This window comes from Ferdinandcohnia sp. QZ13, assembly GCF_031324165.1.
Lineage (GTDB): Bacteria > Bacillota > Bacilli > Bacillales > Bacillaceae_L > Ferdinandcohnia.
The window spans coordinates 1,022,456-1,044,366 of the sequence record NZ_JAVIVW010000015.1; the positions used below are offsets into that span (position 1 = coordinate 1,022,456).

The 21,911-nt window shown below is 36.3% G+C and carries 19 protein-coding genes and 1 other RNA gene; 3 read left to right on the top strand and 17 right to left on the bottom strand.

All coding sequences use genetic code 11. The features are described from left to right. Window positions 1-17 precede the first annotated feature (17 nt). The 10 genes from RGU12_RS18850 to RGU12_RS18895 all read right to left on the bottom strand — a co-directional run bounded on the left by RGU12_RS18850 (window position 18) and on the right by RGU12_RS18895 (window position 13,178). The gene (locus RGU12_RS18850) at window positions 18-479 is read right to left on the bottom strand and encodes a YhcN/YlaJ family sporulation lipoprotein (protein ID WP_309537404.1); all 462 of its coding nucleotides are present in this window, start codon (window positions 477-479) and stop codon (window positions 18-20) included. A 74-nt stretch (window positions 480-553) separates the two neighbouring features. Further along, window positions 554-760: a DUF1657 domain-containing protein gene (locus tag RGU12_RS18855; protein ID WP_309537405.1), complete on the bottom strand. Its 207-nt coding sequence runs from the start codon at window positions 758-760 to the stop codon at window positions 554-556. Between the two features lie 206 nt (window positions 761-966). Further along, a complete protein-coding gene (locus RGU12_RS18860; RefSeq protein ID WP_309537406.1) occupies window positions 967-1,494 on the bottom strand; it encodes a Gmad2 immunoglobulin-like domain-containing protein in 528 nt (175 codons plus the stop codon). Between the two features lie 410 nt (window positions 1,495-1,904). Continuing rightward, window positions 1,905-2,960, bottom strand: a complete 1,056-nt coding sequence (locus RGU12_RS18865; RefSeq protein WP_309537407.1) for a HupE/UreJ family protein — start codon at window positions 2,958-2,960, stop codon at window positions 1,905-1,907. Window positions 2,961-3,044: 84 nt separating this feature from the next. Then, complete coding sequence (locus tag RGU12_RS18870; protein ID WP_309537408.1) at window positions 3,045-4,580, bottom strand: CehA/McbA family metallohydrolase domain-containing protein; 1,536 nt, start codon at window positions 4,578-4,580, stop codon at window positions 3,045-3,047. 289 nt (window positions 4,581-4,869) lie between these two features. After that, window positions 4,870-6,072, bottom strand: coding sequence for a CynX/NimT family MFS transporter (locus tag RGU12_RS18875; RefSeq protein WP_309537409.1), 1,203 nt, complete (start codon window positions 6,070-6,072; stop codon window positions 4,870-4,872). A 468-nt stretch (window positions 6,073-6,540) separates the two neighbouring features. Then, window positions 6,541-8,331: a beta-N-acetylhexosaminidase gene (nagZ, locus tag RGU12_RS18880; RefSeq protein ID WP_309537410.1), complete on the bottom strand. Its 1,791-nt coding sequence runs from the start codon at window positions 8,329-8,331 to the stop codon at window positions 6,541-6,543. A gap of 204 nt (window positions 8,332-8,535) precedes the next feature. Beyond that, the gene (locus RGU12_RS18885; protein ID WP_309537411.1) at window positions 8,536-10,587 is read right to left on the bottom strand and encodes a peptidoglycan D,D-transpeptidase FtsI family protein; all 2,052 of its coding nucleotides are present in this window, start codon (window positions 10,585-10,587) and stop codon (window positions 8,536-8,538) included. Window positions 10,588-10,964: 377 nt separating this feature from the next. After that, window positions 10,965-11,348, bottom strand: a complete 384-nt coding sequence (gene blaI, locus RGU12_RS18890; protein WP_309537412.1) for a penicillinase repressor BlaI — start codon at window positions 11,346-11,348, stop codon at window positions 10,965-10,967. 60 nt (window positions 11,349-11,408) lie between these two features. Then, on the bottom strand, window positions 11,409-13,178 hold the full coding sequence (locus tag RGU12_RS18895) for a BlaR1 family beta-lactam sensor/signal transducer (RefSeq protein WP_309537413.1): 1,770 nt from the start codon (window positions 13,176-13,178) through the stop codon (window positions 11,409-11,411). Between the two features lie 534 nt (window positions 13,179-13,712). Between RGU12_RS18895 and bla the strand changes: the two genes are divergently transcribed. The 3 genes from bla to RGU12_RS18910 all read left to right on the top strand — a co-directional run bounded on the left by bla (window position 13,713) and on the right by RGU12_RS18910 (window position 15,996). Next, complete coding sequence (bla, locus tag RGU12_RS18900; protein ID WP_396232408.1) at window positions 13,713-14,612, top strand: class A beta-lactamase; 900 nt, start codon at window positions 13,713-13,715, stop codon at window positions 14,610-14,612. Between the two features lie 267 nt (window positions 14,613-14,879). After that, window positions 14,880-15,263 (top strand): Rrf2 family transcriptional regulator, encoded by a 384-nt coding sequence (locus RGU12_RS18905; RefSeq protein WP_309538289.1) that lies wholly within the window; start codon window positions 14,880-14,882, stop codon window positions 15,261-15,263. A gap of 64 nt (window positions 15,264-15,327) precedes the next feature. After that, window positions 15,328-15,996 carry an NAD(P)H-dependent oxidoreductase gene (locus RGU12_RS18910; protein ID WP_309537415.1) on the top strand — a complete coding sequence of 223 codons (669 nt, stop codon included), beginning with the start codon at window positions 15,328-15,330 and terminating at the stop codon, window positions 15,994-15,996. A 192-nt stretch (window positions 15,997-16,188) separates the two neighbouring features. Here RGU12_RS18910 and ssrA read toward each other — a convergent pair. The 7 genes from ssrA to RGU12_RS18945 form a co-directional block, all read right to left on the bottom strand. After that, window positions 16,189-16,550, bottom strand: a transfer-messenger RNA (tmRNA) gene (gene ssrA, locus RGU12_RS18915). Window positions 16,551-16,706: 156 nt separating this feature from the next. Then, window positions 16,707-17,174: an SsrA-binding protein SmpB gene (smpB, locus tag RGU12_RS18920; RefSeq protein WP_116353420.1), complete on the bottom strand. Its 468-nt coding sequence runs from the start codon at window positions 17,172-17,174 to the stop codon at window positions 16,707-16,709. A gap of 67 nt (window positions 17,175-17,241) precedes the next feature. Further along, the gene (locus RGU12_RS18925) at window positions 17,242-18,039 is read right to left on the bottom strand and encodes a PP2C family serine/threonine-protein phosphatase (RefSeq protein ID WP_309537416.1); all 798 of its coding nucleotides are present in this window, start codon (window positions 18,037-18,039) and stop codon (window positions 17,242-17,244) included. Beyond that, window positions 18,032-18,484: an HIT family protein gene (locus RGU12_RS18930; protein ID WP_309537417.1), complete on the bottom strand. Its 453-nt coding sequence runs from the start codon at window positions 18,482-18,484 to the stop codon at window positions 18,032-18,034. Before RGU12_RS18930 ends, RGU12_RS18925 begins: the two co-directional genes overlap by 8 nt. A gap of 104 nt (window positions 18,485-18,588) precedes the next feature. Further along, window positions 18,589-19,365: a formate/nitrite transporter family protein gene (locus RGU12_RS18935; RefSeq protein WP_309537418.1), complete on the bottom strand. Its 777-nt coding sequence runs from the start codon at window positions 19,363-19,365 to the stop codon at window positions 18,589-18,591. Window positions 19,366-19,379: 14 nt separating this feature from the next. Then, window positions 19,380-20,357 (bottom strand): L-lactate dehydrogenase, encoded by a 978-nt coding sequence (locus RGU12_RS18940; protein ID WP_309537419.1) that lies wholly within the window; start codon window positions 20,355-20,357, stop codon window positions 19,380-19,382. A gap of 139 nt (window positions 20,358-20,496) precedes the next feature. Then, a complete protein-coding gene (locus RGU12_RS18945; RefSeq protein WP_396232409.1) occupies window positions 20,497-21,630 on the bottom strand; it encodes an alpha-hydroxy-acid oxidizing protein in 1,134 nt (377 codons plus the stop codon). Window positions 21,631-21,911: the final 281 nt, after the last annotated feature.

Consider the following 21,911-nt stretch of genomic DNA (forward strand, 5'->3'; position numbering starts at 1 on the left):
GCTACCCTCACTCATTATCATGCTTCCTCTTTCATAAGACGTTTTATGTTCCCAAATTCCTTTTTTAGTTCTTTTTTCCCTGTCTTCCCTTCTTCAATCTTTCTCTCCAATATATCTAATTCTAAAAAGATTTTTTGATCGGTTGATACTTCAATTTTGTAATCTGGGTATTTCTTTTTTAACTCCTCTTTCACATTCTTTTCAATGGTTTTAAGTTGAAATCTATCTATTTGTGGTACTGTTATCGCGATAAGTAGTTCTTTATCGGTATTGACCCCTCGAACCCCAGTGACATCATCCCTTTTGATTACTAACTCTTTAGCATGATTCGCCGTTGTTTGATTCGTTGATTTTTTTGCACTTATTTTGGTTATCGATGTGCTTTGATTTTTGACTGAATCAATATTTTCTTTACACCCAGTTAATAACCCAAAGACTAAAAATATAAAAACACCATAACGAAAGAAGTTTTTTTTCATTTATACCAACCCCATCCCAGTAGCATTCCAATTCGAGAAAAGGTTGGTTCTAATAACCAACCTTTTTGTTAGACTTATTCTTGTTGATATTGTGGTTCTTCCGCATCTAATTCTTGCAAACGCGGGTTGAGACTATCCACAATCATTTGAGTTTGCTGTGCGGCATTTTGATACATTTGTTTGGCCTGTTCGTTTTGAGTTTGAAGTGCAAATTGTTCGAGGCTTGCTTGTGCACTTTTCAAACCTGCAACTGTTTGTTTAACCTGACCTTTTACTGTCATGATTTTTCCTCCACTCTTTATGAGTTTTCCTAAACAATCATAGAATTAGTTAAAGGGATTCTTTTTATTTAACCATTTTTTTACATTTTTTTAAAAGTGAATATTATTAAAAATAAGTCGGGCACTTTTCAGATTCCTCGTCCCTTAACAAATAAAAATTAGACACCTATTTTCCAAAGTGGAAAATAGATGTCTTTCGGTTTTTTCTAATGATTTGAAAGTGGAATATTTAATATATTTTCTTTTGAACCATCCTTTGCGGAATAAACAAATAGTTCGAGTCTTACTTCATTTTTAGGTTGAGCAATAGTTGTTTTATCAATCTTGATCTCAAAGTCACCCCAAGAAGGTGCTCCCACCGTCTGATAGTGGTCTTCAAGTAGCTTATCTTCACCATCATATAGGGCATAGTCAAAAACACCCTCGAAAACTTGCGCTTTTCCAGTAATCACCATTTGATTATCCATCTCGGAAACTTTAACATCTTTGAAAATTTTGTTTTGGTATACCTTTTCTTCAGTATTAGGTGTTCCATCCTTTTCTGTATTTTGTTCCGTTTCACCTGCTTCATTTGTTTTTTCTTGAGTTGTTTCATCATTATTGTTTTCAGCAGGCTGTTCTGTTTCATTCACTTGCTCATTGTCATCAGCTTCATTTGTTTGATCGTTCTGATTACATGAGGCTAAGATTGTCGCAATGCTTAATATGGCAATATAGAATAGAATTTTTTTCATATAAAAATCCCTCCTCATCAAAATTTATTTCTCTATACTATTTTGTTTATTTGAAGGAATAAAATACCTAGCGACAGGTAAAATCGGACTTGTGTCCTAGTTTTCTTGGCTTTATAGGATACCATTTGACTAGCATTCGTAATATTTCTCATAAAAGTTATCCAGAATGTTCCGTTTTTTGAATATAAATAAAACACGTTATTTAGACAGGAGAGTTCTTATTATATGCCATATTTTATGAAAGCAGTAGCTATACTTGTAGGTAGCTTTTCGATTGCAAGGTAATAAATAAACCAAGGTCCTGGAACCTAAATGCCCAATTTTTCACATGTAAAAAAAAACATCCCCATCACCACTAGAAAATCCATAGTAGCTTTGGGGAGTGTTTATGTGAACGAGTTATAGCTTCTTTAAAAAGCCCTTTCTACAAACCAAACTACTCCGAATGCTAAAATAGCGATTGATGTTCTCGGAATTACCCATTTAATAGGTTTGAATGTTACTTTTTTCATCCACAGAAGGATTGGGAATACCACTGAAACGATGATAAGCTGTCCAAGTTCAATACCGATATTAAAAGATAATAGAGAAGTGACCAAATGACTTCCTTCAAGTCGCATTTCCGAAAGTATTCCTGCAAAACCGAATCCATGAATAAGTCCAAAACCGAAAGCAAGCCATGGCTGATGTTTTGAGTTAGAGTTAAAAATATTTATAAGTGCTACGTAAATTATACTTAAAGCAATGACAGACTCTACTAACCTGCTAGGTAATTGCACAATATCGAGTGTTGCAAGTGCTAAGGTGATACTATGAGCAATTGTAAAAGCAGTGACCAAGGAGAATATGTTTCGGATGTTCTTTGCACCAAATAATAAGCTAATGACAAACAAAATATGATCATAACCTGTAAAGATATGCTCTAAGCCTAATAATAGAAACTGTTTCGCTGATTGAACAAAGGTCACTTCTCCGATTTCAAGCTCTCTTGATTCGTATGATAGAACCGCTTCTTGTTGTTTTCCATCTAATATAATCGTTGCATAATTGGCATGACTTGGATCTGAATCATCTAGAAAAATATTATAGTCTAATACTAATTTTTCAGGTTTTTCATCTAATTTGTAGTTCAGGTCTATTACTGCAAACTGTCGCTCGTTAATCGTTTCAACAACCGATGTTTCTATGACTCCCTCCACTTTTACGCTATCTGCATAAAGATTAATATGGGAATTTATATAATCCTGAACCATTTTTGTATCAAATACTTGCTGATCATCCATTTCTTTTTGCATTGAATGTCCAAGTTCTGTAAGATCAAGCTTCAGTTCATAATCGAGAGTTTTCCCATTCACATCAATATGGGAGTACCCTTCACTGTTATTGGTATGAGCATATGCAGAGGGAGATTTTATTAATGAGGTAATCGAAATCATAACTACAATGAGTAAAAAAAGCTTTTTCATAAGTTCCTCCAATTTTTGAATAGTTTCTTTCTGTCGTGTGAAAAAAGGAAAGACGAGGAGGCCTTTGTCTCCTCGCCTTACTTCTTATTTTGAAGTTTTGATAAACACCGGGTTAGAGTAGAACCAAAGGTCAGTCCATGGATCTTCTCCACGAGGATCAATTTCAGGTTCTGTTTGTTGAGTGTTTGTTCCACGTAAACGGATATAACTGTCTTTATCAACATCTTTTAATGTATAAGTAATCTCGATGTATTCACCCTTTTGCTTCCAATCCTCTTTTGTGAAGGTTTTAACGACTTTCGTAGTCGGATTCGTTGCAGTCGAACGATCTGCTACTTTTCCAGTAACCTCACCCATAATTAAGTCAACATGGTCAACTGTTGGCTTATCCCCATTGGCATTTGCTGCGTTTGGATCTTTAATGCGTACCGTTACTGTTACATCTTTAGATTTCCCTGGTAAAATTAGAGTTTCACCGATAGTTGCTGAATTTCCTTTGGATTTCGCAAACCAAGGTGACTTTCCGCCAGCTTGTACTTTTACGTCAAGTTCAGAAATGAGATCGCCGGTTGTAACGAAAACATTCCCATTACGAATGCTCTCCATGATATTATCATAGTCTTTCTCTGCTTTTACATACGTTTTAGAGTACTCACCTGGCCAGAAGTCGCCACCGCCATCACGCCAGTTTACATGCGAGTCGGATGTAGCTGTAATCCACCAGTGTCTTCCTTCACCAAGCATGGAATCCCATAGTCCACCAATCTTTGCAGCCATTTGATCAAATCCGCCCATAGTTGGGTAGTTACCATATGAACCACGTGCACCATTAGGATCTTGAGAGCCATCCGGATTGATAGCTGTAGCCTGATGACCAGGAGCACCTTCCATACCGATAGAGATATTTGGTGCTATATCATTCCAATTACGAAACTCCTGTGGTGTATCTTGTCCCCATTGACCATCACCTTTTGCTGAACGAGAAGGATGATGTGCAATATGAATTGGCTGCTCACCCTCGTCTAATTGTTTCATATAGTTAAGTGCTTCGATCATTGTAGACTCAGTATCTCTGCTACCGTCATTGGGGTAAGGATCACGCTTATTAAATTTACTTTCAATGTCATAAAGAATTTGTGATTCATTTTCAACTTTCGGAATCATTAATGTACTATGGTCAGCAGCTGGTGTATCAAACTCCATTCCGTAAAATTGAAGAACTTCAGGAACAGCTTCACGAGATTTCAATAACTCAGGATAAGCTTGCTCTAAGTTAACCTTGGAATGATTAGGACCTCCATGATCTGTTGTCATCACCCAATCAAGACCGTACTCCCTTGCCTTTTCTGCATTTTTCGTAATTGGGTAAATCGCATCTCCAGCTCGTATAGGTGTTGGAGGATTTGTAGAATTGTCCCAGCCAACACTCCACTCGCTATGTACGTGATGATCACCTGCAAGCCAGGTAGAGTCATTCTGTTTTACTTCTTCCTTTGAAAATTCTTTAGCTTCAACCTTATGACCATTTCCATCATTGAAAAAGGATTGAGTTGTAAAAGCTGTGGTAGCAAGAACCGTTGTTGCAATAATAGGAATTGCCTTCTTTACACGAGATCCCATTTTTTATACCTCCAAATTATTGTATTTAACGTTTTAAATTATAGGCAGTAAATATGTTCGATAGATTAATAGAATGTAAACAGAACGTAAATATTCCATATATTTGAATAATTAGGAGAAATATACTAGGTAATAAGAAATACCGAAATACAATATTAAGTAATTTTATATCCAACATGGCCTAGACTAAAATTAATACCAAATAAATCGGAAATATATTTACGATTCCAAATAAAAAAACACAAGCTTTCCAAACGGAAAACTTATGTTTTTATTAGTATATGTATCATTATGTTTGTATACTTTCTCCCGCCACATATCGATTCCGTCCAGCACCAACACCTGCGATTGTCATCAATATTGATATCACAATAAAAATGACTAATGGCGTTACCCATGATTGTGTGTAATCGAATAAAAAGCCAACTAGTGTAGGACCAATAGCAGCTAATAAATATCCGATGGACTGTGCCATACCAGATAAATTTGCGGCTTGTCTTGAGTCTTTTGTTCGTAGTCCAATCATTGTGAGTGCTAAGCTAATACTTGCACCTTGGGCTACTCCAATACAGATGATAGATAGAATCAGAAGTATGTTTGTTTTTACAAACATAAGCCCCATTATCCCAGAAAGGTACACGATTCCAATTACACATACCATCATCTTTTGACTTTTTAATCGGTTAGCAATGACAGGTGTTAGAAACGTAGTTGGTAGACCAACTAGTTGCATTAACGAAACCATCCAACCAGCAATCGATAACTGCATTCCATGACTTTCTAAAATTTCCGGTAACCATGCTACTGTACAATAAAATAAAAAAGATTGTAATCCCATGAACAATGTTACTTGCCAAGCAATCGATGAACGCCACATAGCGCCATTTGAGGATGGACCACTATAAGAAGATGATGTTTTATGGTTGTTACGTAATTGTGGTAACCAAATAATCATAGCGATAACCGCAAGTACTGTCCAAAAAGCCAATGCCCATTTCCAACCTAGGGATTGACCCTTGGCTAAAGGGATACTGACTCCCGATCCGACGGCAGCTAAAGTATTCATGGATGTTGTGTAAATACTTGTAACGATTCCAACTTTTAAAGGGAAATGAAGCTTTACAATACTTGGTATAAGGACATTGCCAATTGCGACACCAACTCCTACAAGCAATGTGCCTAAAAAGAGCGTCGGCATAAAGCCCAATGATCGCGTGATAATGCCAATGCACAATACCAATAATCCTAGAAAAATAGTTCTCTCATTTCCTATCATTTGTCCAATTTTAGGAGCAAGAATTGAAAGGAGCGCAAAGGAGATTAATGGAAGAGTAGTGATGAAACCCGCTACTCCATTAGAAATACCTAAATCAGAACGAATTAATTCAATAATGGGCCCGACTGATGTGATCGCTGGGCGCAAATTAAAAGCTACGAAAATAATCCCTATTATAAGTAAAGCTTTAGAGATGTTAATATTTTTAGAACCCATCTACACCACCACTCCACTTCCACAACGAAATCTGTATTAAGGATGCTGCTAGAAAAAGAATTGTTCGTGTGAGCAATTCCTAAATAATCATAGCCTTTTTATTAAAATATGAAAACTTTTTAATTATAAGCCGGATTTCGCACTAGAACTTCTTGCACTAACAATAAGAAAATGGAACTGTAACATTTGGATTCTTGAAAACTATAATAATGTTACTCCACGTAATAGAAAGTACAGTCCAGAAATAGTAAAAAAGAAAATAAGATTTGAAGAATACTTTTTCAAAATGTAAAAACGGACTCACCATAATCGGTGAGTCCGCGTCTTCTGCTATTACAATTTACCACTTATGCCGTCTTTTACTTCTTGTGGATTTGTTTCTCCCTCTGTAATGGATGCAACTTCTGCGTTGGTACAGCTAAAGCACCCGATCGTATCATAAGGTTAACCACAAACCAATATGAATAATTAATGTAAATAATTATTCATAAGACTATTGATTGAATTATTTATTTCATTTATGTTAGGGTTATCTACTTTCGTGTCGTTAATGCTATATTTCCTTTTTAGTTGAATAATTCTTTCTATACTATCATTTAATCTTTGTTCGGAAATTTCCCCATTTTGAACAGCAGTTTTTAAAGAGGAGATAATCTTTACAACATTATTATAGTCATGCCCTACTAAAATAATATCGCTTCCTGCCTTAACTGATTCTACCGCTGCTTTACCAATACCATAATGTTCTGTTATAGCTCCCATTGTCATATCGTCCGTTATGATTACTCCTGTAAAACCAAGTTGTTTTCTAAGCAAATCCGTCATGACAGCTTTTGACATGGTCCCTGGATTCGTTTTATCTAATTGAGGCAATAAGATATGGGCCACCATCACAACATCTGCGCCTTGATTAATCGCACGTTCAAACGGAATTAACTCTAGTTCTTTAAGTTCCTTAAGGCTTTTATTTACAATTGGAAGGTCCAGATGGGAATCAACCGATGTATCTCCGTGACCAGGAAAATGCTTAATTGTCGTGATGACGTTTTGAGACTGAATCCCTTTCATCGTTTGAATCCCAAGTTTACTTACTACTTCTGCATTGTTCCCAAATGATCGATCCCCGATAACTGGGTTATTTGGATTGCTGTTAATATCGAGAACAGGGGCAAAATCGAGATTTAAACCAAATTCTTTTAATTCATGCCCTAATAGTGTTCCGACTTTATAAGAAAACTCGGGATTATTTACCTGTCCAATCTGTTTATTTGGAGGAAAGTTAGTAAGGCCACCCGGCAATCTTGTCACACGTCCACCCTCTTGGTCAACTCCTAGTAAAAGCGGTAGACTCGAACTATTTCTAGCTTTCAGTTGATTCACAAGTTGAATGACTTGTGTAGGGGTTTCAAAATTATATTTGTAAAAAATAATTCCTCCGACATGGAATTGGCTTATTAACTTATTTGCGTTTGCGTCTATTGAAGTCCCCGAAACCCCAGCAAGAATCATCTGGCCAATTTTATCTTCTAAGCTCATTTTAGAAATCACCGCTGAAATGGATTGATTTCCTTGTTGATTCGGTTTTTCAACTTGTGGTTGTTGATTTGGTATCTTTTCAATCTGTGTAAAGAGTGAGATATGGTCAACCTTAGGATTTGGTTCCTGCTCTGTTTTTACAGGTAAAACCCATAATAAATCAGTAGATGCCGTTGCATGATAGACAAGTATCATTTGGTCAACAGTTGAATCTTTATAGTATCGAATGGCATCAGGTTGTCCACCTGTTTTTTCAATTTCATTTAATGAGATATTTTGTAGTTCTGAATTATAGGATCGTATATCATTAACAGTTTGGTCGGCATAGCCGATTGTAGCATGGTGACTTTCATATTCCTCATACCTACCTTTAACAGTTTCCGAAATACGGTCTGATTTTCCCCACTCTTCATTTACTTCCGTCCAGTCTGTTTCACCAGAAACAAAGGAAATGTTTGGAACCTTACCTACCTTTGATAAGGAAAACGTTTCCTCTACTAATTTCTCAAGATTTGAATTATGATCATTCTCCGAATCTTTATTTTTACCGGAAGGTTTAGTTTCGGATGGATTAGTTATAGTTGGGCTTTCTTTAACTGGCGTTTGTTCGCTATCATTTTCTTTGATTGCATAATAAACACCAATGATTAAGGCAAATATTAAAAGAAGGATCGTAAAAATACGTAGCTTATTTCGGGGATCCTTTTTTCTTTTCCTTCTCATTTTCATTTCCTCTTTTCTATCTATTAAATGGCCATTCTTATTCTTTGCCTGCTTCATGTTCCGTAGTAATAAATTTGAGTTGATTATCAGTAATCTTTTCTCTAATAAAAACTTTTTACTACAACATATATTTTTTTGAATATATGTTATACAATATCTATTCGTTTAATCAATTCTTTTTTTATCAGTCTTATTATTTATTTTTTATAATGAATGAGCTTTTCCTAATTCAAAATAGGCATCCATTATTCGTTCACCTATTTTTGCATTTATATGTTCTCCTTTTCCTGTATGAGGTACAACAATCGCAATTGCTATTTCCGGATTGTCAGATGGTGCATATCCAACAAGAGTTAGATTTTCAGTATAATCACCGTTAGCCACGTTTTCTGCTGTTCCAGTTTTCCCCACTGGATTATATTCTTTATTTTTAAATTCATTAAAGGCAGTTCCACCAGGTTCTTGAAATACTCGGCGGAACCCTTCTTGAACTCGCTTTATATATTCTTGATCCATTACGATATGATTTATTGGTTCTGTTTCTACATTTTTAAAGATTGGACCTATCTTATCTTTAGATGTTGTAGAGTAATGAATTTCTTTAAGAAAATGCGGTTTTACCCGTAAACCATCATTTGCAATAGTAGAAATATATTGTGCGAGCTGCATAGTCGTATATGTGTCATATTGTCCTATTGCAAAATCCATTAGGTTACCTGCTACAGGGTTTGTCCCGACATATCCTATTCCCTCGTAAGGAAAATCGACTCCAGTCCGTACACCGAGCCCAAATTGGTTGAAGTAGTTACGCATTTCTTGAAATGCCGTCATTTTAAATGTAACAGACTGATTATAGCGATAATTGTATTCCCCACCCATTCGTAGAGCAATATAAAACATATATATATTAGAGGATTCTTTTAATGCATTTATGTCATCTAACCAACCTAAGGCGTTATCAGTATATGAGCTTTTTTCAGGAGTTCCTTTAATTTTCATGGGGGCGTCATACAATTTTTCTCCTGGTTTTATAACGCCTGATTCTAATCCGGATAGAACTGTTGCTCCTTTTACAGCTGAACCTGGAATATGCTGGTCATACAAAACTTTGTATGCTACATTGACAGTTTCATTTTTCTCACGATCATAATGTTGACCTGATACGGCCAAAAGCTCTCCTGTTTTAGGTCTAATAACAACAGCTAAGGCATCTTCCATATGACGATTATCGTATGGATATTTTTTTATCATTTTTTCTAACTCTTCTTTTACTATTTTATCGACCGTCTTTTGAAATTCTATATCGATTGTTAACACCAGATCTTTACCGCGTTTTCCTTTTTTAGCAACTTCACTACTTATAATTTCACCTTTTTTATTTGTATTTAAAATTATATGTTCTTTACTTCCTCTTAAAGTAGTTTCATATTGCTCTTCTAGACCACTTTTCCCTACTCTCTCATTTAAACTATATCCTAATGCTAAATATCGTTCTTGTTTATCTGCCGGAATTCCGGTTTGATGTGTAGTAATTGAGCCTAATAAATTTCGAATAGTTTCACCGTATGGATATTTTCTGTTCCAATCTACGGAAATTCTGACCCCAGGAAGTGATGACAAATTTTCTGCTATTTTTGCATATTCTTCTTCAGACACTCCCTCGTTATTAATTATATGAGGTGTTAATTCAGTTGCTTTATCTAATTCTTTTTTAATGGCCATTATTTCCTTATCTTTATTTGTAAAATTACTTATTTCTTTTTCGGTAATAAGGTTTAATGTAGCGTTATAAGCTTCTGCATTGTCCATTTCTGATCTTGTTTGTTCAGATAACCTGCTGTCTGCTTTATCCTTATTTAACAGATACCAATATTCTTTTAATTCTCTTTCAGTAAGAGTAGCCTCAAAATAGTCTCTAGGATTTTCTGTCTCAGGAACTACTGTCATAAATTCGGTTAGTTTTCGAGCAAGTTCCAAACGTTCTTTAGCAGTAGTTCCTAGTGCGGGTGTATAGGTAATTGCTTTTACTGGTTCATTATCAACAAGAACATTAAAATTCCGATCATATATGATCCCTCTAGGCGTTGGCAGTTTAATAGTTTCTTGATTTGGCCTTTTTAGCTCATTTTCAAATTCTTCTCCACTTATTATTTGAACAAAGAACAATTGAAGGATTAGAACAGAAAACAAAATAAAGACAAGGAAAAAAAGAACGTTTAATCTGATGGGGATTTGGAATTTATTTTTGTTTTTCATTTGCCCCCTCTACTTTCCTACTTATTTGTATAAAAAACACAAAAAACTTCCTTTAATTACTTATTTTTCTTACTTTCGTTTAGATTACAAGTGTAATACAATACTACAGTTGTAATCTATATGTGTCAATCCTTCTTTATAGACAAACTCACATGTAAAAATTGGTAGACTGATAAACAGAGATTTATACTAAGGTTAATTTTTCACTTTACTAAACTACTTCATTAGCGCATGATTTTTTTTATTTGGATATTAACGGAATGTTCAGATATATTTTCACAAAAAAAAATAAAGACCATCAATTTGATGATCCTTATTTCATGATTGCAACTGTTCGTTAAAGTCTTTGATGAATAGCACTAACTTCATTTTTGGATTCACTTTTTTTTAGGCTTTTCGTTCAAAATTGAACGTAATTCTCTAATATCCTCTTCCGACAAGGAATCTTCCTGGATAAACTGAACTAGCATCGACCTTAACGTTCCACCATAAATTCGCTTAATAAAAGACTGTGCCTCGGCGCGCTGACATTCATCTTGCGAATAAAGTGGAAAAAAAGTATAGACCCTCTGATTTTTATTGACACCTATCACTTTTTTGTGAACGAGACGATCCAAAAGAGTACGTACAGTTTTCGGCTTCCAATCTGTTTGCTCCTGTATGGAGGAGATAACGTCATTGGCCGTTTGTGGAGCCTTTTTCCATAGAACATTCAAAACTTCCCATTCTGATTCAGAAATATTGGGGATTTTCTTCGTCAACCTTATCCTCCTCCTTCTTTTGGGTGACTTGCAAAATTCTTCAACCCATTTCCTGCTTCGCTAATAGATTCCTTTATCTCGCAAAATTGATAACGTAATTTCCGCAGCCTTGCTTCCATAACTATTATCTTCATTTTGTATATTTGTTGCAAAGAAATAAGTATTGTCCTTGGTCTCTACAAATCCAATGAACCAACCGTTTATATTCTTTCCATTAACGTTGCCAGTACCCGTTTTCCCTGAAAGCTTGGAACCCCGGTTTACCTCTAATGTAAGGGAATCTTTAACTGTTTGGATATTCTTGTCCTTGAATTCAAATTGATTTGTATAAAACTCTGATAGTAATTTTACCTGTTCAACTGGAGAAATCTTTAATGAAGATTCCATCCAATAGTCTAATCCACCGGAAAGTTCATAATTTCCATAGCCCATCTGTTCCAGATAAGCTTGGATAGTTTCTCGGGGGATTCTTTGGTCTAATTCCTGAAAATACCAGGTTACTGAATTACTCATGGCAGTTGATAAGTTTTGATCCGTATTCCAAGATTCATAAGGATATTTCGTTCCATTCCATGTCATAGTGGAATTGTCACTTGTTATTACATCAGACTCTAATCCAATTAATGCGCTATAAATTTTGTAAGTAGAATTCGGGGAAACTCTCAGCGTGCTTTTATCTTTATTATAAATGCTATATTGACCAGCTTTCATATCATATAATACAAAGCTTCCATCGTATCCAATAAAATAATCGCTTAAATCTTCATAAAGCGTGCGTTCATTATTAAAATCGTAACGGTCATTATTAGTGGCCATTGCAGAAACAAATGGTACCTGACTTGCTACAAATACACCCATAAGGGTAAAGATTGAAATACTTTTCAGCCTCATCCATTTTGACTCAATTGTAAAGGATGCGATTTTTTCAATCCTTTTTTTCATTTGCTCCTTGGGACCGTTAAACTGATTGGCCCAAGCAAAACCTTTTGAGTGTGATGCTTGATCTGCGAAATTAATAATCGTATTCCCATAATCTGCATGATAATGCTCATCTAAAGATTTTAAAACAGCCATATCACAAGCTATCTCACGATCAATTCTCATTCTTTTAAAAGCAATCCATACAAGAGGATTGAACCAATACAAAATTTGATAAATGATCATGAGGTAATTCGTTGCTATATCTTTGTTTTTATAGTGATGCAATTCATGCATAAAAATGTATTTAATATCTTTTATAGACATCCGTTCGTCAAGATGTACCGGTAGCACAACGTAGGTCTTAAACAGACCGAATGTCATTGGAGATTTGACAAGTGGTGATTCTCCTACGATTAAAGGCTTAGATATATTTAAACGATGCTTACATCGTTCAAATAAGTGTAAAATGTCTTTGTTGTTCAAGACTGTTGTTGTCTTTTTAATTTTCTTCAAATTGAACCACGCATGTAGGTACAGTACAGCCGTAACTACCATGCCCGCAATCCAAATACTAGTTAATCCGACATTCAAGAATTTCAGATTAAGATGATTGACAGATACCGTAAAGTCCTGCATCCAGTTTACGTTACTAAGCGTAGAACCTTCGGTGGTGCTGATAGTAGTTTCTCCAACTCTATTACTTTGATTTATATTGAATAAAATATGATTTTCAAATTGAAGCAAATGCTTCGGTATAAGTGGAAGCGTTAATGCGATTAACAATAAAAACCATAAATTGTATTGCCATTTTGCAGAAAGTTGTTTAGGGAATAATCTCCTAAAAAGCAAAATAACCACTATAGTAATAGAGGATACAATAAAACTTGTGACTAAATGAGTGTAGAACATACTTCTTTACCTCCATTTTCCGAAGTATCACTATAATACTTTTCATTCCGCTGTTTCCTTTCAAGAATTTCAACAGCTTTTATTGTGGTTATTCCATAAAAGTGAACACCAATTTGTTTCCTATTTCCCCTATCCTTTTGTAGTTTTATAAAGTCACTATAGTAATCGAATTTTAACTTTACATTATTAGTTTATCACTTTATCAATCTTTAGTAAAAAGGACTGAAACTAATATCCTTAACGGCGTGATAAACTGAAAGAGTGTGGATTTTTTTAGTATAAAGAGGTTGACACTTTCGGACTACAGTTGTAATATCAGACTACAGTTGTAGTCCATGGTGAAGGAGGTCAAGTTTGGGTATTACGTGGCTACATCAGTGATTTTTTATTAGTGGTATTAGTAATGGTACAGAAAACAGTGAAAATATTATAATCTTCATCATTGCTAGACCATAGAAGCCAGTTATATTTTGGATAGATAATAACAAGAAAGAGGTTTTGAATTTGATAAAAACATATAAACATAAATTCAACATGCATCATTTTACACTGCTTATTTTGTTGATTGCAGTGATTACACTCACTGCTTGCGTGGATAAAGACAATTCGACTAATTCTCAGTCAAAAGAGGAGAATAAAGTTGAACAAAGAGAAAATACTGATGAAAAGTTCGCCCAACTCGAGAATGAGTTTGACGCTCAGATAGGTGTCTATGCGATTGATACAGGTACGAAACAGACTATCGAATATCGACCAGAAGAACGCTTCGCTTTTGCATCTACTTACAAAGCTTTAGCCGCAGCCATCTTGCTACAGCAGAACTCTTTGGAAGAGCTTAAGGAAGTTATCACTTACACCGAGGATGATTTGGTTACCTATTCTCCGATTACAGAGAAACACGTGGATACCGGGATGACCCTTTTGGAATTAAGTGAGGCAGCGGTACGATTCAGTGACAACACTGCAGGGAACCTCCTATTTGAGGCAATGGGAGGTCCTAAAGGATTTGAACAAGCCTTAAGACAAATAGGTGATAACGTTACCCAAGCGGATCGCTTCGAACCAGATCTAAATGCATTCGACCCAGGCGATACTCGTGACACCAGCACACCGAAAGCTTTTGCAGCGGATCTTCAAGCTTTCGCAGTCAGCGACTTACTTTCCGACGATAAACGTGAATTGTTCACTAATTGGATAAAAGGCAATGCTACAGGAGATACACTAATTCGTGCTGGCGCACCTGAAGGCTGGGAAGTCGCTGATAAGAGTGGTGCCGGAAGTTACGGAACTAGAAATGATATTGCCGTTGTTTGGCCGCCAAACAAAGAACCAATTGTCATTGCGATTATGTCCCGCCATGATACGGAGGATGCCAAATATGACGATGAACTGATTGCGCAGGCTGCTAAGATTGCACTAAACTCTCTAAAGTGAATGAGTGGCTGATTAGTCTGTACCAAGGAATTGGAAGGATTGAAGAAACTTTGGATATGCGTTACCATCCCAGGTTTAGATTGGACCTGTAATAAAGAATTGAGTGAAGTTGTAAAAATTTTATAGGCGGGTAGCATTTTCCTTACGCTACCCCTGTTTATCGTAAAATATGCACGGTCCCATACAAGGTTGCTTCTGTTTCTAATTTGGGTCATAAAAGACAGGTTGAATAACGATGTAATTTGTAAAAAAATTTGTTTACTTAGTATGTTACCCGCTAAGTCCGTTTTGCCAGGCGAAGCAATAAGTAACCAGATAGGAGCTTCAAAGACTTATTTTCAAAAAATATTAAGGAAGCTTGCAGATTCCGATCTAATTGCTTCAGTTCCTGGTAAAAAAGGGGGATTTAAACTAAAAAAGACCCCTAGTGAAATAAGGATAAATGATATTTTCCTAGCAATCGAGGGACAACAAGCATTGTACTATTCCAACAATGTTTTAGGAGAATTGGTTCATAAGAAGGACAAAGAAGCATGTGTGCTAAGTGACTTAATGGAAAGAGCGGAAACTTCTTGGATAACAGTATTAAAAAGTGAGACTATTTCCTCTCTCTTTACAGAGTTGCATAAAGAAAAAGAATGGCAAGATTGATTAAATCAAAATTTAGTCCAACAAACCAACAACAAGAATTAACCATAGAATGGAGAAAATAATCATGAATACAGATTTTCTAGTAAAAGAACAAGTAATTAATGCGTTACAGTTTAGACATGCAACTAAAAATTTCGATGACAGCAAAAAAATTTCAGAAGAGGATTTTAAGTTTATACTTGAAGCAGGAAGGTTATCTCCAAGCTCATTAGGTTTTGAACCTTGGAAATTTTTAATTGTGCAAAATGCTGAATTAAGGGAACGACTAAAAGAAGTTTCTTTGGGTGCAGTAAGTCAACTTGATACCGCAAGTCATTTTATAATCATACTAAGTCGCACTGATGTTAGATATGACTCTGATTATATTTTTAAACATATGAAAGACGTTCAAAAGATGCCAGACGAAATTATGGAGTTTATATCCAATGCTCTAAAAGATACGCAAGAAGCCCGTGGAATTATAAACAACGAACGAGCATTATACGATTGGTCCTCTAAACAAAGTTATATTGCTATGGCTAATATGATGACATCTGCTGCTCTTATTGGAATAGATTCTTGTCCAATGGAAGGCTTTAATTATGATGAAGTGGAAAACATCCTAAAAGAACAAAAATTTATAAAAGGAGAAAACTGGAAGCCTTCAGTAATGGTAGCTTTTGGCTATAGAAAGGAAGATCCAAAACGCGCTAAAACCAGAATAAATTTAGATGAAATTATAGAATTTGTATAAAGAATAACTATAAATGATTGTTTAGATAATTAATATTTAAAATAAAAAGAACTGTAGAAGGTTAATTTCTACAGTTCTTACATATTTGAAGCATATGTTTTCCAAAAGTTTATTTGAAGCATAACCTTGCCAAAACGGCAAACTTATGGTTCAAGTCACAAATTGAGTGTTAAACCACCAAGTATATGTATTTGGTGGAGACGGTGGGAGTTGAACCCACGTCCAAAGATATTGGCACTTAAGCATCTACGAGTGTAGTCGATATATTAGCGTTTCGCTAACTCTTCAGCCTATCGACAGGCTTCAAAGCAGCTAGTCTGGTTGTTCTCTTCCTTTGTCCTCAGACGGCGAACTCCGGCGTAGCCCACTTAAAGTGAGTCCCTGACCCTACCACATGGGCGATGGAGGGAGGAACCGCTATAGACTGTTATTAAGCAGCTAAAGCGAAGTTGTTGTTTTCTTTGCCAGTTATTGGCTTTGACGTTTTAACGAGGCCGATCCCCTCGACTCGCAACTTAAGCTCAAACTACCCCTGTCGAATCCGTAGCGTCCCCATTATAAAATGATAATGATGAACTTAATCATCAGTTATCTGGGTGTATCGGATGAAGTGTTCTTGCTTACGTTGACTATTCAATTGTCAACCACATGTCTTATTATAGCACATGTCCTCACAATTTCAATTGTAAGTTATTGTAAGAAGTGGTAGATTACATCTTCTGTCTTTCTCTAAAGGCACGCTCGATGTCACGTTTTGCTTCTTTTTTCTTGAGGTCTTCACGTTTGTCATACTTTTTCTTACCTTTACCAAGACCTAATAAAAGCTTTGCATAGCCATTTTTTAAATAGATCTTAATTGGGACAAGTGCATAGCCTTCTTCTTTTGTCAGTCCAATCAATTTGTTGATTTCTTTTCGATGAAGAAGTAGCTTACGTGTCCGCAGTGGATCATGATTATATCGGTTACCTTGCTCATAAGGGCTAATATGCATGTTATACAGGTATACTTCACCGTTATGAACACGCGCATATGAATCCTTTAGGTTTGCACGACCATTACGAAGGGATTTGATTTCTGTCCCTTGAAGCACGATTCCTGTTTCATAGGTTTCTTCGATAAAATAATCATGATTTGCTTTTTTGTTTTGTGCGATTACCTTGCCTACACCTTTTGGCATATTGATTTCCCCCTTAAGACGGTACCTTCTATTTTAGCAAATAATGGACAACATCTCAAGGAAAGGCTTATTGATTGCAAGGTAAACTTGCTTCTTGATTGGAATTCACAAACCAAGAAATGACTGTCGTGCTATCTCTTACGTTAAGCAATTGGATTTTCTTTAATAATGCTTCAACGGCATATTCATTTGAACGGTCTAAAAATTCTTTCTGTATCTTTTCAGGGTGATTATAAGGTAAACCAGGACATTCAATTAAACCATCTGATGTTAAAAATATATGGTTGTTACCTTTCCTTAGTTCTTTTCGACCAGAACTGTAGCATGGGACAGGCAGTTCGAAGGTGTTCACTTGGCCGATCCATTCAAAAAAATGTCGTTGATTCACTTGATATTGTCCGAGTTTCTCTAACTCTGGATGGAACAAGTACAGGATACAATCACCAACTGAAAACCACCAAAGGTATTTATCTTTTCTAAGGACAATAAGACATGAGGTAGAACCTTTAACTTTCCGGCAGTTACCTAGAAATTCTGGATTCTGAAAAATTTGAAGCACGGTCTCTTCAATATCCTTAAAGGTCTCAGGGAGTGTTCCAGAAAACAAAGACTTAATTGAACCTTGCTGTTTCGTAAATTCCTGTACAATCAATTCTGCACTTTCAGCGGTGTGATGTGCATCCAGGAGAATCACGAACTCCCAATCCTGCTGTTCATTCTGCCAGACAAGGCACCCATCTTCATTTTTGCTTTGACCAGCTGAAGAATTGCCACCGAATCGGCCTATGGTTATGTTCCCTTGTTTTTGAACCGATAATGTATCAATGAAATGAATCCCTGAACCACACCATGTAAAATCATTCATTGCTTATTTTCTCCAAGGTGCCTTTTAGTCTTCTACAAACCTGTACAATCTGTTCATTATTCCCCATTGGTGCTTGTGGCCAATCATATACAGACATTGGTCCCCAAAACTCTTTCGGCGTGTTTGGATAGCGCGGGACAATATGCATGTGAAGATGAGGAACCGCATTTCCTGAAACAAAAGAATAAATATGTTCTGCTTGTTCGCTTTCTTTTAATGCTTTACTCACTCTTGCCATAATGATGCCAAATGCCTTCGCTTCCTCCATTGTCAGATCAGCAAGAGTTGGAGCATGTCTTTTTAAATCAATCATAATATGACCTAGGTAACTATCTTCACCACTATGATCAATGTGGCCAACATAGACAAAGTCATCTTCATAAATCGTTTCCCCAGCTGTTTGAATTAAACCGTTGTGTTTTTTACATATAAAGCAATCCTCCATCCCAATTCCCCCCTCATAATTTATACAAGTATAAGTCATTCAGTTTGAAATTGGAATATTTTTCATATAAAAAGATCCAGTGCACCAGCTGGATCTTTCAAATCTCATTCAATATTTGCCTTATTTGCATAGAAATACATCCATGCCATGAAACCACCGCCACCGATGAGGTTCCCAACGGTGACAGGGATTAAATTGTGGATAACGCCATTGACTGTGACAGAATCCGGATGATTCATCACATACGATACGGCAAACGTACACATATTCGCAATGCTATGTTCATAGCCAGAGATAAAAAAGCAGAATACAAGGAACATCATAATAAATATTTTAGGTCCGTCTCCACGCATTCCCAGCGGTAGAAAAAAGGCAAGGCACACAAGCCAGTTACAGAGAATCCCTCGAAAAAACAGTTGAGAAGTGGTGAGTTGTGTTTTATTGTAGGCAACCGTTAATAGAAATTCATTAACAGAATCACCTTGGAATAGGCCTGTCATGTAAAATAAAAAGGCAAAGAAAATGGCGCCAATTATATTTCCAATATAGCTATAAAGCCACATTTGGCCGACCACATTCCATTTCATCTTTTTACGTAAGGCCGCATACGTGTAATAAAAGGTATCTCCTGTAAATAAATCTCCTCCACCATATGCAATGAGGATTATTGCGGCACCGAATGTGACGGCTGCTATTGGAAATGCCATTGGTGATTGCTGCATGAAGAAGAAATTACCTGTTCGAAAGGCAACGATTACCCCAAACCCAATAAACATACTGGCTAACACGGCTCGTAAAAAATAAATCACCCTACTGCTTTGAAATGTGTCACGACGAGACAGTGCTAATTTTTCAATACTTGATAGTGGTTTTGTTTCCATACATTTTCACCATGTTACCTTTTTGGTTTCACCTCATCAAAATATGGGGAAAGGATTGTTTTTAACACATTCGCACTGTTCTCAAACTTTTGTTGTTCCTCTTCATTTAACTCGAGTTCCATGATTTCACGAATCCCATTTCGGTTTATAACGCATGGCACCCCTATATACACATTTTCTTCCCCATACTGTCCATCCAAATGGGCGGAAACTGTCAACACTGCATTTTCATTTGAGAATATGGCTTTGGTGATTCTGGCCAGCCCCATTGCAATTCCGTAGTAGGTTGCACCCTTGCTTTTAATAATCTCATAGGCTGCATCACGCACCCGAATAAAAATGTCATCTAAATCTTCTTTTTTATATGTTTCATTGCGCTGCATATACTTTTTTATCGGGAGTGTTCCAATGTATGCCGAGCTATATACTGGCAATTCACTATCACCATGTTCTCCAATAATATAAGCATGGATATTTTTGGGAGCGACATAAAAATATTCTCCTAATAAGTATCGGAAACGCGCTGTATCTAAAATCGTACCAGAACCTATTACACGTTCTTTCGGTAATCCACTATATTTCCATGTGGCATATGTTAAAATATCAACCGGATTCGTAGCAACTAAAAAGATTCCATCAAATCCGCTTGCCATCACGTTTTCCACGATTTCTTTAAATATTTTAAGGTTTTTTTCTACTAGGTCTAGTCTTGTTTCTCCAGGTTTTTGATTGGCTCCTGCACAAATGACCACTAGATCAACATTTTTGCAATCTTCGTAGCTTCCAAATTTAATAAGTGTCGGATTCCCTGTAAAAGCTTTTCCATGATTAAGATCCAGGACATCCCCTTTGGCTTTTTCCTCATTGACATCAATCATAAGTAACTCATTGACTATTCCCTGGTTCATTAACGCAAAAGCATAGCTTGAACCAACAAAACCAGTCCCTATCAGGGCAACACGACTGACACGATCCCCTATATTGATATTCATTTTCCTACCCTCCATAAAATCTAATAATGACAACAAGTAGTATATGTTTCAATATATAAACTATTCGGTATCGGGTTTTTTCAAAACAAAAAAAAGAGTTCTCGAGCAAAACCCGAGTAACTCAATTGATTTCGATTATTTACACCTTAACCACAAGGGACTTATCTATTTCCGATATAGACTTCCTTCCACATATAGCCATCTGTAGTTCAGTTTCAGCAATGAGATTTTCCATGACAGCTTTGACCCCTGTTTCTCCCGCTACCGCAAGACCATAAATATACGGGCGCCCAACAAGTACAGCTGACGCTCCTAATGCCAATGCCTTAATGATATCAGCTCCTCTACGGATTCCACTGTCCATCAGAACAGGAACTTTATGTTCCACCGCTTCACAAACAGAAGGAAGTGCCTCTAGTGTAGCAATTGCACCATCAAGTTGCCGTCCACCATGGTTTGATACGATAATGCCATCCGCTCCGTGTTCCACTGCTAAAAGAGCATCATCTGGATGGGTGAGACCTTTTAATAAAACAGGTAGCTTAGTCTCTTTTTTTATAAATTCGAGATCTTTCCAAGAAAAGCCGGTATTGTTTCCTTCACTCAAGGCTTTTTTACATGCTGCTTGTAAATTTTGTTCGGGAGGTTCATCAAGCATTGAGAGAAAAACAGGATCGGTAAAGTAATTTCCCATCCCTTCCCCAGTTAAAAATGGGAGGAAGGAATTTCGAAGATCCGTCTCCCTCCAACCTAGAAGAGTCGAATCAATTGTTACAACAATAGCAGAAAAGCCCGCTTTTTCAGCTCTGTTTAAAAAACTTTTCGTTAAATCTTGATTCACTGGCGGATAAAGCTGAAACCATCTTGGAGCATCGCCCATGGCTTCTGCAACTTTTTCCATCGGTGTTGTCGAAACATTACTTAAAATATACGGAATCCCTAATGAAGCCGCCGATTTTGCTGGAGCAACCTCAGCATCAGCATGAACGATGGAGTTCACTCCAATCGGTGCAAATAAAAAAGGAACAGGATATTTACTGCCAAATAATGAAATATCCAAACTTCGCTTTGAAATATCTCGACAAATTCTTGGACGAATTCGATATTGTTTAAAGGCATCTACATTCGCCTTCATCGTATCACCTGCCCCAGCAGCACCATTCACATAACCAAAAGGACCTGCGGCTAATTTTTCTTTTGCTCTTTCTTCCCATTCAGTATAGGAAACCGGTAAAACAGTTGCTCCACTGTCTGCACTTTCATAAAAACCCATTTGTATTTTTTCGCAGTCTTTCAAACATATCACCCTAATTTAAATTAATTGTCACTGATTTAATCCAAGAAATTTTTTATACATTTAAACGCTAATTTTAAAATACCCCTGTGTTTTCTTAAAAATACTTCTTTTTTATACACTTCTCTGCTATGCCGATAATGTAGATATAACAATTAAAGGTAAAATGATTTTTAAGGAGTATTATGGGAACTACTATTTTACAAGATACTCGTTTCAAGTCTTTAAAATCCTTGAGACCATATTATTAATTACGAAAT